We start from the raw sequence: 15,982 nt of genomic DNA, 5'->3' as shown, positions 1-15,982 counted from the left end.
GGGCGCCATCCACACGATGGCGCCCGGACGCTCTTATGATGCGATTTCTTGTTTCTCTGATCGTCCTTTTGACGACGTGCTTCAGCACGGCCCGGGCCGAGGACTGGCAGGTCGGCCAGTTCGTCTTTTCGGACTGGGCGGGACCGCCGCTCCGCGTGTTCTATCTTGAGCCGCCGACGGGTGCTCTTCCTGAAGCGCCTGTGGTGATCGTCATGCATGGCGTGAACCGCAATGCGGACGATTATCGCGACAATTGGCGAGACTTGGCGCAGCGCTATGGCTTGCGGGTCTATGCGCCGGAATTTTCCGCGGCGGATTTCCCCGGCGCGGCCCTGTATAATCTGGGCGGCGTGGGGCGGGACGGACCGTCCGCCTATGCGGCTCTGGAGCCTCTGTTCAGCGCCATCGCCCGGCCCGGCGGTGAAGCTCAGGGGTATTATCTGTTCGGGCATTCCGCCGGAGCGCAGTTTGTCCACCGGGCGCTCTTGTTTGAAGATCTGCCGCATCTGAACACGGCCTATAGCGCTAATGCGGGCTGGTACACGCTGCCGGACGCCAGCCAGGCCTGGCCATACGGGACGGGCGGCACACCGGCGAGTGAAGATGATATCCGTCGCTGGGTGGGGATGCCGCTGACCATTTTGCTGGGGGAGAGGGATGTCGACCCCCGTCACCAGCATCTGCGCCATACGCCTGAGGCTGAGGCGCAAGGCCCGCATCGCTATGCGCGCGGCTTGTATTTCGCCAACGCCGCTCGCGCCCGAGCGGACGCGCTGGGCGTGACCTATGGCTGGCGCGTGGGCAGCGTGTCCGGCGTGGCGCATGACAACGCCGGCATGGCGGAGGCCGCGGCGTGGATGATCGCGGCGGACGTGCGCGAGCGGGCGGGAGAGGCTGAATGACGAGCACACGCCCCGTTATCGCAGCCTTGCGCCTATTCAAATGACCGCACTCGTGGCGCGGCGACCCTCAGACAGCCGCTTGTATGCGGGGCGGGTCTGTATCGCGCGCTTCTGAAACGACGAAACACAAGACAGGCGGACGCAATGATCGCACAAGAAACTTCCGGTCCGGCGCTGTATCAGCGCGTTGGCCTCGTGCTGGGGCCAATCGCCGCCCTGATCACGGCCCTGACCTTTTCGCCTGACGGTTTGCCGCAACAAGCGACCATCGTCGCCGCCATTGGCGTTCTGATGGCCATCTGGTGGGCGACCGAAGCCATTCCGGTGGCCATTACGGCCTTCCTGCCACTGGTCGCGCTGCCTATCTTGGGCGTGGTGTCCACGCGTGAGATTGCAGCGCCTTATGCTCACCCCATCATCTATCTGTTCTTTGGCGGGTTCGTGGTGGCGCTCGCGATCGAGCGATGCGGCCTGCACCGGCGTATCGCTTTGGGCGTGTTCGCCATCGCCGGCGCCGACGCCCGGGCTCTGGTCGCCGGTTTCATGGGCGCCGCGGCGTTTGTGAGCATGTGGATCTCCAACACCTCGACGACGCTGATGCTGCTGCCCATCGCGGTTTCGGTCTTCACGGTGATCAACGAGACCATGCCGACACTGGCGCCGCGCCAGCGTGAGAATTTTGGCGTCTCCTTGCTGCTGGGCCTGGCTTATGGCGCAACGCTGGGCGGGGTCGCCACTTTGGTGGGCACGCCGCCGAACGCCTTCATGGTCGGCTTCATGGCGGACAATTATGACGTCCAGATCGACTTTGCGCGCTGGATGATGGTCGGCGTGCCGGTCACTCTGGTGATGCTGCCTCTGGCCTGGCTGGTGCTGACGCGCTTCATCTATCCGATCAATTTCAAGGCCTCGGACGAAGCCGTCCAGCATATCCGCGCCATGCGCGAAGGGCTCGGCGCGATGAGCAAGGCGGAGGTGCGCACCGCGCTTCTGTTCGGGTTTCTGGTGTTCGGATGGCTGTCGCGCAGCTGGCTGAGCAGCCTGCCTTTCCTGGGCGAGCTGACCGATACCGGCGTCGCGATGACGGCCGCGGTCGCCGCCTTCCTGATCCCCTCGGGCCAGAAAGGCCAGGCGTTGATGACCTGGGACGCCATGTCCCGACTGCCTTGGGGCGTTTTGGCGCTGTTTGGCGGAGGGTTGGCGCTGGCGACCGCCGTCACCAGCTCAGGGCTGGCCTTGTGGATGGGACAACAGCTGGTCGGCGTCGGGACGATCAACGCCATCCTGCTCGTGGTCACGGCGACGGCGTTGGTGATCTTCATCACCGAATTGACCAGTAATCTTGCGACCACGGCGACCTTCTTGCCGGTGATCGCGGCCATCGGGGTGGAGACCGGCCAGGACCCGCTGATCTATGTCATCCCCGTCACGCTGGCTGCCAGCTGCGCCTTTATGCTGCCGGTGGCCACGCCGCCCAACGCCGTGGTGTTCAGTTCGGGACTGGTCGCGATCCCGGCCATGGCCCGGGTGGGGCTGGTGCTGAACATCATCGCTGTCGCAGTGTTGAGCGTGGTCGCCTTGTTGCTGGCGCCTGTCGTGTTTCCAACCTGAGCGCATAGAAAAAGCCCGCCGGAGACCGGCGGGCTTTTTAGTCGTCTCATAGCTTGAGCGTTAAGCGGCTTTCTTGAGCGCTTTTTTCGCTTTCTTCAGCTTGGTTTCGTGAGTTTCGATCTTCTTCTTGCGGGTTTTGATTTCTTTTTTCAGGTCTTTGACTTTTTTCGACGCCATGTCGGGTCTCCTTGATAAGTGAGGCGCGTCTTTTGAGGTCATGCGCTCTCTTCAGATGTGTGGCGGGCGATGAAGCCCTTGATGAAGAGGCGCAATTCCCGGGCGGCGCTGGTGTCCAGTTCATCGCAAAGCTGAACGAATTGATCGCGCTGGTCCTTGTTCAGGCGAATGACAAGCTGGCTGTCTTTTTTCTTCTTCGCCTTTTTGTCGTCAGCCATGGACCGGATCCAATCTCGCATCTGCTATGCAACAGATATGCAATGTATATACATTTTGAGGGAAGTCCAGAGTTTACGACGGATTTGTGACGTTGCCCGCGAGGCGCCCTGGCGCGCGTATGCTGCACCGCACAGCGGCTTTTCATTGCGCCGCGCGCTGTGAGGGTTACACCGCCCCCATGCTTACGATCTCAAATCTCGATTACCGTATCGGCGCCCGCTCGCTGTTTGAAAACGCCTCGGCGCAAATCTCCAGCGGCTGGAAGGTCGGTCTGGTGGGCCGCAACGGCACGGGCAAGTCCACCTTGCTCAAGCTGATCCGCGAGGAGATCGATCAGCCGTCGCCCGATTCCGCGATCCGCCTGATCAAGGGCGCGCGCATGGGCTGGGTGGCGCAGGAGGTTGAAGCCTCAGACGACACCATTCTCGATGTCGTGCTCGCTACCGACGAAGAACGTCACGCCCTGATGCAGGAAGCGGAAACCGCGCAAGACCCGGACCGCATTGGTGAGATCCATATGCGGCTGGCGGATATCGACGCCTGGTCGGCGGAATCGCGCGCGGCGGAAGTCCTGATGGGCTTGGGCTTCAGCGATGCGGACCTCTACCGGTCGACGAAAGAGTTTTCGGGGGGCTGGCGCATGCGCGCCGCCATCGCCGGGGTGTTGTTCTCCGAGCCCGACCTGTTGCTGCTCGATGAGCCAACCAACTATCTCGATCTGGAAGGTGCGGCCTGGCTTGAGAGCTATCTGAAGAAATACCCCCACACCGTGCTGATCGTCAGCCACGACCGCGAAATGCTGAACCGTTGCGTCACCCATACGATGGCGCTGGAGCATCAACAGCTTTCGGTGTCGCCCGGCGGGTATGACGCCTGGCTGAAACTGCGGGCGGCGAAGACCGCGCTCTTGGAAAGCCAGCGCGCCAAGCAAGAGGCCGACCGCGCGCACCTTCAGTCTTTCATCGACCGGTTCGGCGCCAAGGCCTCCAAGGCCAGCCAGGCGCAATCGCGGGTGAAGCGGCTTGAGAAGATGCAGGAGATCACCGTCCCGATCGCCGAGCGCACCACGCCCTTCTCCTTCCCCAGCTCCGCTGACACGCTGTCCCCGCCCTTGCTGCAATTGCGCGACGCAAAAGTGGGCTATGGCGAAGAGGCCGTGATCCTTCGCGGCGTCGATTTGCGGCTGGACCCTGAAGACCGCATCGCCATTGTCGGCGCCAATGGCCAGGGCAAGACGACCTTGGTGAAATCCATCGCCGAACGCCTGCCGCTGCTGGCCGGCGATCGCACCGCGCCGCGCGCCCTGCGCATCGGCTATTTCTCGCAAGACCAGATGGACGAATTGCGTCCGGGCGAGACGGTGCTGCAGCACGTGCAGGACGCCCTGCCTGCGGGCTCGCCTGAATCAAAGCAGCGCGCCGCCGCGGCTGCCATGGGTTTCGCCCATGAAAAGGTCGGCACGAATATCGAGAAACTGTCGGGGGGCGAGAAAGTCCGGCTGTTGCTGGGCCTGATGGCGATGGAAAAGCCTCATGTGCTGATCCTCGACGAGCCGACCTCGCACCTGGATATCGACAGCCGCGAAGCGCTGATCTACGCGCTCAATGATTATAAGGGCGCCGTCATCCTGATCACCCACGACGTTTATCTCGCCGAAGGCACCGCCGATCAGCTCTGGCTGGTGAATGACGGCAAGGCCACGCGCTATGACGGCGATCTCAATGATTACCGCAAGCTGATCCTGCAGGCGGATCGCGGCACGATCAAACTCTAGGGGCGGCGTCGCGCGCGGCTTTGATCCTGGCGTGCTTGCTGGCCCGGCCCGACACCCGCTTGCGCCAGAGCCGGAAGCTTGATGGCTTTAACGACCGGCGCATGATCGCGATGACCTCGGGCTCGCTAAGCCCTGTGTCTTTTTCGATGGCCTCAAAGCTCACATCGTCCGCCCAGGCCAGGGCGATGATTTCGCTTATCTCTTCGGGCGCCATGGTTCACTCGTCCTGTTCGCGTCAGGCCGTGAGCTAGGGCGGGCGTCGAGCCTGACGAGGGGCGAAGCGCGCCTCAGTCTTGAGCGGCGGCAGACACGAACAGGTCGTGTTTGGCCATGATCCGAGCGAAGCGCTCCGAAGCCAGATGCCCCGCCAGCCAGGCTTGCAGGTTCGGCCAGCTCTGAGCGTCAAACCAGTCCCGGTCGGTATTGGCGAACTGGCGGATGAACGGGAAGATCGCGATATCGGCCAGGGTGGGCGCGTCGCCAAACAGCTGTGACGATGTGGTGAGCCGTTCTTCCAGCTGATCAACAATCTGGGCCGCGGCGGCGCGATGGTCTTCGGAGACCGCGCCTTCATAGCGATTGGCGTATTTGTAGCGATCGAGATGATGCTTGAAGTCGCCATCATTGCGCGCGATCAGGGCCTGGATGTCTGACCGCAGACCGGCGTCGTTCGGCCACCAGTTTTCGGGATCGTTCTGCGATAAGGCCCAATGCATCACATCGAGGCTTTCCTCGATCACCTGGCCGTCAGCGAGCACCACCACCGGGACTGTGCCCTTGGGCGACGCCTCCAGCATTTCCGCGGGCTTGTCCTTGAGAAGGATTTCGCGGTGCTCGACCTTGATCTGCGCGGCGTCCAGCGCCATCCGCCCGCGCATGGCGTAGGGGCAGCGCCGGAAGGAGTACAGGACGGGCAGGGCCTCAGTCATTGTCGGCATCGACATCCAGAACCGCGCCCAAATGGCGTTCGCCCCGCGCGGCGGCGCGCGCTTCCTGGCGCTGACGCTCGGCATAGCGCTGGCGCTGCTCCTCGCTGCGGGCCTCATGGCAATGCGGGCAACTGACGCCGGCGACGAAGTGCGGGGATTTCAGATCTTCCGGTCCCAGCGGTTCGCGGCAGGCATGGCAGGTCGTGTAATCACCCAGCTCGAGCCCGTGGCGCACGGCGACGCGGCGATCAAAGACGAAGCAATCGCCTTCCCACAGGCTGTCTTCCTCGGGCACGGTTTCGAGATATTTCAGAATGCCGCCCTTGAGGTGATAGACCTCATCGAGCCCTTCGGTCAGGGCGAAGGCGGTGGATTTCTCGCAGCGTATGCCGCCGGTGCAATACATGGCGATGCGGGCGTTGGGGCGGCTTTCGCGAAATTTTCTGAACCAGTCGGGGAATTCGCGAAAGCTCGTGGTTTCGGGGTTCACCGCGCCCTTGAACTGGCCGATGCGCACTTCGTAATCATTGCGCGTATCGATGGTGACCACGTCCGGCGCTGAAATCAGCTCATTCCAGTCTTCCGGCGCCACATAGGATCCGACGGCTTTTTGAGGGTCCACGCCGGGCACGCCCAGCGTCACGATTTCCTTTTTCAGCCGCACTTTCATGCGCAGGAAGGGCTGTTCCTCGGCGAAGGACTCCTTGTGTTCGATGTCCGCGCAGCCAGGCAGGGACCGGATAACGTTCAGAACGGCCTCGATGGCGTCGGGCGCGCCGGCGATGGTGCCGTTGATCCCCTCGCTGGCGATCAGCAAAGTTCCGTAGACGTCCTGCTCGCGGCAGGCGGTCAGAAGCCGGTCCTGCAGCGCCTTATCGGCGACGAGCGGCGTGAATTTATAAAGTGCGGCGACGCGAAACTGGGTCATGACGCCCTTATGCCAAAACCAGCGCGCCAAAAACACCATCAGATCGCAGGCCGGGGCGCGGTGAAACGCCCCGGCCCTTGAGGTCTAGTTCAGCCCCAGACGATCCCCGCTATCGCAATGGAAACACCCATCCGCCCCGATCGGGCTGCCCGGCGGGATGTCCGTGCTGGGTATCGACAGGGTGCGGCCCTCGTCAATCGCCTGGAGCCCGGCTTCGATTTGCGCTCTCAGAGCGACCGCCTGACTGTCACTCACGCGAGCGCGGCGTCCAGTAAGTTCAGTCATCAGATCAGACAATGCTGACCGCGCCAGCCTGGCGGCGCTGGGCGTCGACCCGCCGGCCACGCGCAGGAGCTGACGAACATACTCGTCCTGCAGCGCCTCGCGCAGCGGAACCAGCCGCGCCGGCTCGTCACGCGGCGCGTCCAACACAACGCTCTCGATCCGGGCCAGAACCGTTTCAGGGTTCAACGCATCACGATTGCGGGCGGTCTGGTCTTCCAGACGCGCCAGGCGAGCCGGGGCGAGCATGGCCGACAGTGTAATCCGGCCCGCCGCCGCGGCCGCATTGGCGCGGCTGAAGGCGGGATACTGGTCGGTTTCAAACTGTTCGCGCTGGGCGATGGCGTCGTAGTCTGAAAAGGGCGAGGGTGTGAGCAGCCGCAGCGTCTCGTCAGAAATGTCCAGGCGCGCCGGCTCCAGCGTTTGCGCCAGAGCCTCCAGCGCCCGCCTTTGCTGGTCGGGGTCGTAATCAGTGACGCCGGACACGTCCGGGCCGTTGACCTCATAGGCGAACATCACGCCGCCCAGCGCCTTGGCGGCGGCCTCCACCTGATAGCGATGATAGAGATAGATCGGCGGGAACACATTGCGGATCTCGCTCAGCGGCAGGCCCTGGGCCAGCACATCGGTCCCGAAGCGGTTCAGCGCCGCTGCGCGCACCACCAGCGTGTCATTAAGCGCATCCACCGGGTCTGATCCGTTATCCCACAGATTGGCCAGCGGGTGGCCGGCATTGTTGCCGCGGGCGTGCCGGTCGGAAATGTACAGAAGGCCGTCTTCGCGGGCTTGTTGCAGGATCGCTTCCAGCCCGGCGGCCTCGGCGGCGGCGTCCGGATACTGGCTATAGAGCCAGGAGATCGAGGCGATATCCCATTCGCCGATTCCCACATCATAAGCCTGCGACGCGTCAAAGCCCGTGGCGTCGTCAAAGCGGATCAGCGGCGCGGGATAATCCATCACCGAGGCGCGATCATTGGTGCTGGCGGCGAAGTTGTGCATCAGCCCCAAAGTATGGCCGATCTCGTGGGCGGAGAGCTGGCGCACGCGCGCCAACGCCAGCTCGAGCGGGTCGTCCGCCGCGCCGGTTCCGGTCTGCTCAACGCCCATCAGGCCTTCAAAGATCAGCCGGTCATGGCGCACGCGCTGGCTGCCCAGGATCACATGGCCTTTCAGGATTTCGCCTGTGCGCGGATCTGTGACGGACGCGCCATAGGACCAGCCGCGAGTCTGGCGGTGCACCCATTGAATGACATTGTAGCGCGCATCCAGCGGATGCACGCCCTCGGGCAAAAGCTCCACGCGATAGGCGTCTTCAAAGCCGGCAGCCTCAAACGCTTCCGCCCACCAATTGCCGCCCTCGATCAGGGCTTGCTGGATCAGCTCGGGCGCGCCACGGTCCACGTAATAGACGATGGGTTCGACCACGGGGCCGGACGCGGCGTCCGGATCAATCCGCTCGAGCCGGTGCCGGCGCGCATAGCCGCGCTGCAAGGGCTCATCCAGCGGCGTCGCCATGTCGTAGCGCGTGAGCTCAAAGGCGCCGCTGCGCGGATCAGACGCGCGGGTTTCATATCCGTCTTCGGGCAGGGCGATGAAGGAGTGATGCACCGTCAGGGTCACAGCCTCCGCATAGGGCGCGGTGGCGCGCACTTCTGCGCCGGGATCCTCTGCACTCAGGGTCAGAAGCGTGTCGATCTCGATGTTCTCCGGAAAGCTCAGAACGCTATCGGCCAGAGGCGCGCTGCGCTCGGCGTCGACGGAGAACGAGCCTTGTCCAGCGTTCTTGAGCGAGCCGACCGCGTCGATCGGATCGCGGGTGAGAAAGCCGGACAGATCGATCAGCACTTCGCCGTCCGCGCTTTCAGACAGGATGTCGGTGCGCCAGATAACAGACCGGGCGAAGGATTGCGCCGTGGCGGCGCTTTCATCCGCGCCCGCGCCCAGAGCCGCGTAGCGGGTGTTTTCAAACTCGGCGAAGACCGCGTCGCCAACCCGGCTGAAGCGCAGGATCCAGGTGTCGGTCCCCAGGCCCCGGTCAAGCCCCACCGGGTTTGATCCCAGACCCGAGGTCAGGCGCGCCGTGTAGATCATCCGGCCCAGCACGCCGTCGTCAGAGGGCGATAGCGCAGCGAGCACCCGGCCTTCGGCGGGGTCGGGGTAGAGCGTAATCAGCCCGTCCTGACGGTTCAGCCCTTCGACGGTTTCGGTAAAGCTGGCTTCGTCCTCGGCCAGGGCCTGGACACCGGACAGGGTCAGGCACAGCGCCAGGGCGCCGGTGATCGCTCGCAACATGGTCAGTCTCCCCTTGGCGCGTTTCACGCTCTTGTGGGAAGGCTAGCCAGACCTGGCGGATTTGAACAGGGGCGGACAGCAAACGGGCGGCCGCAATGCGACCGCCCGTTCGTCGTCCGGTAAGGGCGGGGGGAGACCCTTACGCTGCAAGGGGAGGGGAAGCCCTTAGAGCTCGGACGCTGCGGTGTGTTCGATCTGGGTCCAGTTGGTTTCGGCGCGGGCCAGAGTGCCAGCCTCGTCATTGAGGAAGTTGCGCAGGATTTCCTCGTTCACGAAGACATAGAGCTGGCCGTCGCGCACGGCGGAGAAGCGCGGATCGCCGTCCAGTTTCTTGCCCAGAGACACGCCCAGAGCGCAGAAGCCGCCATAGGCCGGGATGTAAGCTTCGGGGTTGCGGCGGAAGGTGCGCAGATTGGCGCGGGTGTTGAAGTAATAGGCGACGCCTTCATGGACGTGCGCGAACTCGGCGCTGCCATCCAGGCGAATGCCGGTCTCGATCAGCGCGACCGGGTCAGAGCCGTGCAGGCCCAGCGGCGCGCCGGCCAGGGTGTAACCGGATGTGACGTTGTTTTCGTCTTCGGCCAGGGCGATCGGGGCGGTGGTCGCGACCAGCGCGATGCCGATCAGAGCGGTGGAAATCAGGGCTTTCATGGTCTCTCTCCGAGTTGGCGCGCTGGAGGTCAGCGAGCGGAAGTGAAGGCGCAGCGCCTTCGGTCAGCTCAGGTAAAAGAGACAAATCAGAGACCAGTTTGTAGACGGAATTGTCCTTAATGGGTTTTACGGTCGGGGAAGTCCCGTATGGGGTCAGGCGGGCGTGGCCGTCTTTTCATCAAGCTGGTTGAGATACTCAAACAGCTTGCCGACTGCTGTGGGCGCGCTCTTTCGCATGCCCTGCAAAAGCGCGGTCTTCTCGGCGTCGTCAGGGGGCACATCGCTGATGAGTTTGCTGAACCCGTCCAGCCGGTTGGCTCTCAGCCAGGCGCGCAATTCGGGGATCTGGCTCCAGTTATACTGGTTCATCATGAAAGCGGCGGTGAAGCGGATGAAATCGGTGTCGTGATTGGGGAGCGGCACCACGCCGCACAGCCGGTTCTGCTCGGTTTCATCCTCATAGGCGGCCTCGATATGGGCGATGAAGGCGGCGCTGAACACGGGCTGATAGGAGCGCACCATCTGCAGCACGATCTTGTCGCCCTGAAACACCGGTGCGATGGCGTCATTGCTGACTGCGCGGGCTGAACAATCGATCAACACATGATCGGCGGTGATGGCGATCTCACCCTCATCCAGCACGAGTGTCTCGGCGGTGATGGTCTTCACGCGGCCTTTGCGGACGACGCGTCTGATCGACTGCAACGCCTCCAGCTCCATGCGCGAGACGGTCGCCCCGTGAAACATGGAGGGCCGGACATCGGGGTCGATCCGCAGGAAATAGCCCGCCGCTTCCAGCCGGTCGAACATGTCTTCAATGCTGGTGGAGTTGGCGATGGCGTCGAACTGGCGCGCCTGGGCGCCGATGGTGTCAAAGAAGAATTCAGGATCGGTCTGGGTGTTGCGCCGGTCCAGCAGCCAGCCGTCGCGCGGCATGATCCACTGGATGAGATCGGGATCGACGCCCTGCTCCAGCAGCCAGAGACAGGAATCAATCGCGGTCTTTCCCGCCCCGATGACCACAAAGCCTTTGGGCGTGCGGTCGATCCTGGGCAAGTCATTGGGCGGCATGAACCAGACGTCTGGCGAGACCTCAAAGCTGGGCGTGTGCGTGGAGGGAACCGAGGTTTTCAGATGCGTCGCGTCCACGGTCTTGCGCCGGACGCTCACTTCAAACACTTCACCGGTCAGGATGCGTTCGAACCGTCCGTCTCCGAGCCAGCGGCACATCGGAAAGAACCGCACGCGGCCCGAGGGCAGGAAGGTGTGGTTCATCACCTGCTCGTAATAGGCCAGCACTTCGTTTCCGCTGGCGAGATCACCCATCCCCTTGTTAAGCCCCACCTGATCGCGCTGCCCGCGGCTGAGCTCTTTTGAAGACACGCCGTAAAAGCTCGACGGCTGGTGCAGCGTCACGAACGGATAGGCGTGGTTCCAGTGCCCGCCGGGCTTGGCGTTCTGATCAACGATGATGATGTCAGCGTCGGTTTCAGACAGGATCGTATCGGTGAAGGCCAGGCCCATGGCGCCGCCGCCAATGACCAGATAATCAGTCTCAAGTGATGTGCTCGCCATGAGTCGCCTCCCTGCGACGGCCCGCCCGTTTATGTTTCCGTGTGGGTTGAGCCTGATCATAACAGTGTTATAGGAGTGTCAGGGTCAGAGACCGACCCGTCAAGGCTCAAACCATGAGTGACGCGAAAACAAAGATCATGCAGGCGGCGTCGAAGCTGTTTCTGCAAGCGGGCTCAAAAGGGTTGAGCGTGCGGGCCATTGCGCGCGAGGCCGGGGTCTCGACCATCGGGATTTACAGCCATTTCGACGGCAAGCAGGGCATTCTGGACGCGCTCTATATCGAAGGGTTCGAACAGGTCGAAGCCACGACCGTATTGCCCGAAGGCGTGACGGATCGCGATGCGGCGATTGAGACTGTGGTGCGCCAGTATCTGCGCAGCGTTCAGGCCCATGAAGCGCACTACCGGCTGATCTTCGGCGAGCAAGCGCCGGATTTCACGCCCTCGGACGCAGCACGGCAGGCGGCGGGGCGCGCATTTGCGAGCTTGTTGAAAGTGGCGGCGGATTTCCTGCCCGATCATACCCCGCCTCAGACCCGAGACGCCGCGCTGCAGATCTGGGCGCTGATCCATGGCTTTGTCAGCCTGCGCCATCATGTGGCGATGCTCAAACAGGATGACGAGGCGTGGGAGGATCAGGTGGTCCGCGCCGTGATTGTTCACATCAAGGCGCTGGACGAACCTGAATCCTGATCCGTGCTTTAATCGAACGGGAAGCTTGTCACCGCGCCGTCCGAGGCAGAATGAACAAGCTTGGCGTATTTGGCGTAGGCGCCATGGCGATATTTGGGTTCGGGCGGGGTGAAGCCCTTGGCCATGCGCGCCTTGAGGTCGGCCTTCACATCGATGCGGCGGTTTTCGATGTCGATGGTGATGACGTCGCCGGTTTCAATAAAGGCGATGGGCCCGCCATGGGCGGCTTCGGGAGCCACATGACCCACCATGAAGCCATAGGTCGCGCCGGAAAAGCGGCCATCGGTCATCAACGCCACATCATCGCCGAGGCCTGCGCCCTGAATCGCGGCGGTCACCGCCAGCATTTCGCGCATGCCCGGACCGCCGGCAGGGCCTTCATTGCGGATGACGACGATGTCGCCTTTCTCGATCTGGCCTGCATTCACAGCGGCGAAGCAGTCTTCCTCGCAGTCATAGACCTTGGCGGGACCTTCAAAGAACAACCGATCATGCCCGGCGAGCTTGGCCACACAGCCATCCGGCGCCAGATCGCCATAGAGCACGCCGAAGCCGCCGCGTGATTTGAGCGGCTTGTCGGCCGACAGGATCACATCCTGGCCCGGGGTTTCGGTGGCGAGCCCGGCTTCTTCAAACAGGGATTTGCCGGTGACGGTGGGCGCATCCTCGATCAGCTTCGCGGCCTGCAAGCGTTGCAGCAGCAGGCGCGCCCCGCCCGCGGCCGCCATATCCGGCGCCATATAGCGTCCGCCGGGCTTGAGGTCGGCGATGACGGGCGTTTTGCGGCTGACCGCGTCAAACACGTCGATATCAAACTGGTCCTGGCTGATCCCGGCCTCGCGCGCGATGGCCAGAAGATGCAGCACGGCGTTGGTCGAGCCCGCGGTCGCGGTGACGGCGGCGGCGGCGTTCTTCAGGCTTGTCGGCGTGATGATGTCGCGCGGACGGCGGTTCGCTTTCAGCGCGTCCACGACCGCTTCCCCCGCCTTGCGGGCGGCGCCGGGTTTGTCGGGATGGACGGCGGGAATGTCATTGAGCCCCATGGGCGACAGACCGAGCGCGGACAGCGCCAGCGCCATGGTGTTGGCGGTGAATTGCCCGCCGCAGGCGCCCGCGCCTGGACAGGCGGCTTTTTCAACTTCAACCAGCTCGTCTTCGCTGATCTTGCCCGCGGCGCACGCGCCCACCGCCTCGAACACGTCCTGAATGGTGACCGCCTTGTCGTGCAGCTTTCCGGGCATGATCGAGCCGCCATAGAGCACGACGCTGGGCAGGTTCATCCGCGCCGCCGCCATGGCCGCGCCGGGCAGGGTCTTGTCGCAGCCGACCAGAAACAGGACCGCGTCCAGGCTGTGACCGCGCACCGCCAACTCGGCGGAATCGGCCACGCAATCACGGCTCATCAGGCTGGCGCGCATGCCTTCGGTGCCCATGGAGATGCCGTCGGTGACCACGATGGTGTTGAAATCCACCGCCGTGCCGCCGGCCGCTTCAATGCCGGCGCGGGCATGATCGGCCAGACCCTGAAGATGCATGTTGCACGGGGTGACGCTGGTCCAGGTGTTGACGATGGCGATCATGGGCTTGGCCATGCGTTCGTCATCATAGCCGGCGGCGCGCAACATGGCGCGGGCGGGGGCGCGGGCCGGCCCCTGGATCAGTGTGTGCGAGGGGCGTTTGTTATCGGTCATGTCAAATCAGGCCGTTTCGTTCAGGGCGTTCAAATGATGTCGCAAGGCGTCGAGGTCCGCGCCGCAGGGTTCTGACCGTGTGGGCCGGTCCAGCACCTCGGCGAGGGCTTCAGAGGGGTCAAGGGTTTGACCGATCAGCGGCTCGACCACATCGGCGAATTTGTAGGGATGGGCGGTCGCCGCAATCACCCAGGGCCGCGCATGCAGGTCAAACTCACGCATCCGGGCCAGCGCTTCTGCGGCGACAGCAGAATGCGGACACCACACATAACCCGAGCGCGCAAAATCAGCCTTGATTCGCGCGCGGATGGCCCGGTCCTCCACCAGTTCCACGCTCAGGCGCGCCGCGTCATCGGGCAGGGCGTTCAGGCGCTCGAAATTGCTGGGCGCGCCCACATCCATGGCGTTCGCCAGCGTGGCGATGGAGGCGCGGGGCTCATACCGGCCCGAGATCGACCAGTCCGCGAGGGTCCGGTTGGCGTTGGTGGCCAGCACGATCGGTCCCCAGGGCGCGCCCATATGACGGGCCCAGATCGCCGCGACGCCATGGCCCAGATTGCCCGTGGGGATGATCAGGCCGGGTTTGACGCCATTCTTCTCATAGGCTTGCCGCGCCGCCCAGGCCATATAGGCCGCCTGGGGCAAGAGCCGGGCGATATTGATGGAATTGGCGCTGGTGAGGTTATGCCGCTCGCTCAGCGCCCGGTCCGCGAACGCAGCCTTGACCATGCGCTGGCATGCGTCGAAATCGCCATCCACTTCCAGCGCGGTCACAGGTGCGTTCCAGCAGGTCAGCTGGCGTTCCTGAAACGCGGAGATTCGGCCTTTGGCGTACAGGATCACCGCCCGCACGCCCTTGCGGCCTTCCGCGGCGCAGCCAACCGCGCCGCCGGTATCGCCAGAGGTGGCGGCGAGCACGGTGAAGGGGGCGTTCGGGTCGCCCAGCTTGTCCAGACAGCGCAGCAAAAAGCGCGCGCCCACATCCTTGAACGCGCCGGTGGGGCCGTGAAACAGCTCGAGCGCGAACACGCCCGGTCGCCCCGAAAAGGGGTTCACCAGCGGGATGTCAAAATCATAGGTCTCTTCAACAAGCTCTGGCAAAACGCTTTCAAGCTGATCGCCCTTGAAGAAGGGCTCGAAGAGCGTCAGCGCCGTCTCTTTGAGGCTGGTTTGCGCGGTCAGCCCGCTGAGCTGCCCTTCAGGAAACTCATCAGGAATGAACAGGCCGCCATCCCCCGCCAGTCCCACACGGATCGCTTCGGAGATGGAGCTGGCGCTGGCGCCGTTTCGCGTGGAGATCAGGCGCATGCTTCTTGCTCCTCGAGGGGTTCGAGACGCACGCCGGCGCTCTCAAGCGGGGCGCGATAGACGCGCGTTCCCCGGCCTGCGGATTTGAAGGCGTCCGCCATCGCTTGCTGGACGGCGTCGGCGTCTTCATCGCTCGCCCAGGCGAAGATGGAGGGCCCAGAGCCCGAGAACGAGCAACCCAACGCATTCGCCCCGAGGGCTGCGGCTTTGACGTCGCGCATTTCCGGCAACAGGAAAGCGCGCTGGGGCTCGATCAGAATATCATCGAGCCCCGCCCGGATCAGGTCGAGATCGGAAACCGCGCATCCCAGCGTGAAGGCGCCGAGCCGACGGGCGTGCTCGACAGCCGTGTTCAGCGGCGTTTCGGGTTTGAGCACATCGCGCGCGGCCTGGGTTTCGGTCTTGGCGTCAGGATGGAACAGAATGGCGGTGACGCCCTTGGGGACGGGCATCGGTTTGACCAGTGCGGGATCGAGTTGCGCGGCGATTACCAGCCCGCCCAGGAGCGAGGCCATGACATTGTCCCAGGGGGGCGGGTCAGCGCTGGCGCGTTCGCCTTCCAGGGCGAAGGCCAGCAAGTCCGGCGTTGAAAACGGTTTGTCCAGCAAGGCGTTGACCGCAGCGGCGGCGGCTACGGCGCTGGCGGCGGAGCCGCCCATGCCAGCACTGATCGGCACGCCCTTGATGACGTCCAGACGCACGCCGAAGGGTGCGTTCACAGCCTTCAGCACCGCTTGCGCCGCGCGCAGGGCGGTATTGCGCATGGGATTTTCCGGAAGCTGCGTCATCAGTCCGGAAACCTGGCCCAGACGCACGCCTGTCCTCTCTTCCTTATGAGCGACGACCTCATCTCGGACAGCGTCAAACGCCTGTCCCAATACATCAAATCCAACCCCGACATTGCCAATGCTGGCCGGGGCGCTGGCGCGCGCGGATGCAGTCATGAGAAAT

Annotated in this window: 14 protein-coding genes; 4 read left to right on the top strand and 10 right to left on the bottom strand. The window is 63.7% G+C overall.

The window, feature by feature from the left end; translation table 11 throughout:
• The first annotated feature begins 35 nt into the window (after positions 1–35).
• Both G405_RS15150 and G405_RS0105975 read left to right on the top strand, forming a co-directional pair.
• A complete protein-coding gene (locus G405_RS15150; RefSeq protein WP_022700602.1) occupies positions 36–902 on the top strand; it encodes a PHB depolymerase family esterase in 867 nt (288 codons plus the stop codon).
• 144 nt (positions 903–1,046) lie between these two features.
• Entirely contained in the window at positions 1,047–2,513 is a 1,467-nt protein-coding gene (locus G405_RS0105975; protein ID WP_022700601.1) for an SLC13 family permease, read from the top strand.
• Positions 2,514–2,728: 215 nt separating this feature from the next.
• Here the strand turns inward: G405_RS0105975 and G405_RS0105965 are convergent, their stop codons facing one another.
• Positions 2,729–2,908 carry a hypothetical protein gene (locus G405_RS0105965; protein WP_028284573.1) on the bottom strand — a complete coding sequence of 60 codons (180 nt, stop codon included), beginning with the start codon at positions 2,906–2,908 and terminating at the stop codon, positions 2,729–2,731.
• Between the two features lie 179 nt (positions 2,909–3,087).
• Here G405_RS0105965 and G405_RS17245 point away from each other — a divergent pair, with 179 nt between their 5' ends.
• Positions 3,088–4,683 carry an ABC-F family ATP-binding cassette domain-containing protein gene (locus tag G405_RS17245; protein WP_022700598.1) on the top strand — a complete coding sequence of 532 codons (1,596 nt, stop codon included), beginning with the start codon at positions 3,088–3,090 and terminating at the stop codon, positions 4,681–4,683.
• On the opposite strand, the gene G405_RS0105955 is transcribed toward G405_RS17245, so the two are convergent.
• The 6 genes from G405_RS0105955 to G405_RS0105930 all read right to left on the bottom strand — a co-directional run bounded on the left by G405_RS0105955 (position 4,673) and on the right by G405_RS0105930 (position 11,340).
• On the bottom strand, positions 4,673–4,897 hold the full coding sequence (locus G405_RS0105955; protein WP_022700597.1) for a TIGR03643 family protein: 225 nt from the start codon (positions 4,895–4,897) through the stop codon (positions 4,673–4,675). The genes G405_RS17245 and G405_RS0105955 overlap by 11 nt on opposite strands.
• 73 nt (positions 4,898–4,970) lie before the next feature.
• Positions 4,971–5,612, bottom strand: coding sequence for a glutathione S-transferase (locus tag G405_RS0105950; protein ID WP_022700596.1), 642 nt, complete (start codon positions 5,610–5,612; stop codon positions 4,971–4,973).
• Positions 5,605–6,540 (bottom strand): oxygen-dependent tRNA uridine(34) hydroxylase TrhO, encoded by a 936-nt coding sequence (trhO, locus tag G405_RS0105945; protein ID WP_028284572.1) that lies wholly within the window; start codon positions 6,538–6,540, stop codon positions 5,605–5,607. The genes G405_RS0105950 and trhO overlap by 8 nt, the downstream gene beginning before the upstream one ends.
• An 84-nt stretch (positions 6,541–6,624) precedes the next feature.
• Positions 6,625–9,114, bottom strand: a complete 2,490-nt coding sequence (locus tag G405_RS0105940) for a zinc-dependent metalloprotease (RefSeq protein ID WP_022700594.1) — start codon at positions 9,112–9,114, stop codon at positions 6,625–6,627.
• Between the two features lie 165 nt (positions 9,115–9,279).
• The gene (locus G405_RS0105935) at positions 9,280–9,765 is read right to left on the bottom strand and encodes a YHS domain-containing (seleno)protein (RefSeq protein ID WP_022700593.1); all 486 of its coding nucleotides are present in this window, start codon (positions 9,763–9,765) and stop codon (positions 9,280–9,282) included.
• 153 nt (positions 9,766–9,918) lie between these two features.
• Positions 9,919–11,340, bottom strand: coding sequence for an NAD(P)/FAD-dependent oxidoreductase (locus G405_RS0105930; protein WP_022700592.1), 1,422 nt, complete (start codon positions 11,338–11,340; stop codon positions 9,919–9,921).
• Between the two features lie 113 nt (positions 11,341–11,453).
• On the opposite strand from G405_RS0105930, the gene G405_RS0105925 reads away from it, so the two are divergent.
• Positions 11,454–12,032 (top strand): TetR/AcrR family transcriptional regulator, encoded by a 579-nt coding sequence (locus G405_RS0105925; protein ID WP_022700591.1) that lies wholly within the window; start codon positions 11,454–11,456, stop codon positions 12,030–12,032.
• A gap of 8 nt (positions 12,033–12,040) precedes the next feature.
• Here the strand turns inward: G405_RS0105925 and ilvD are convergent, their stop codons facing one another.
• The 3 genes from ilvD to G405_RS0105910 are packed head-to-tail and all read right to left on the bottom strand — an operon-like array spanning position 12,041 to position 15,975.
• Positions 12,041–13,723 carry a dihydroxy-acid dehydratase gene (gene ilvD / locus G405_RS0105920; RefSeq protein ID WP_022700590.1) on the bottom strand — a complete coding sequence of 561 codons (1,683 nt, stop codon included), beginning with the start codon at positions 13,721–13,723 and terminating at the stop codon, positions 12,041–12,043.
• Between the two features lie 6 nt (positions 13,724–13,729).
• Complete coding sequence (gene thrC / locus G405_RS0105915) at positions 13,730–15,031, bottom strand: threonine synthase (protein ID WP_022700589.1); 1,302 nt, start codon at positions 15,029–15,031, stop codon at positions 13,730–13,732.
• Positions 15,022–15,975 (bottom strand): homoserine kinase, encoded by a 954-nt coding sequence (locus tag G405_RS0105910; RefSeq protein ID WP_022700588.1) that lies wholly within the window; start codon positions 15,973–15,975, stop codon positions 15,022–15,024. The genes thrC and G405_RS0105910 overlap by 10 nt, the downstream gene beginning before the upstream one ends.
• Positions 15,976–15,982: the final 7 nt, after the last annotated feature.

The sequence above is a fragment of the Oceanicaulis alexandrii DSM 11625 genome (assembly GCF_000420265.1).
GTDB classification, from domain to species: domain Bacteria; phylum Pseudomonadota; class Alphaproteobacteria; order Caulobacterales; family Maricaulaceae; genus Oceanicaulis; species Oceanicaulis alexandrii.
Note: the sequence above shows the minus strand (reverse complement) of the source record. Positions and strands in the feature narration are given on the sequence as shown.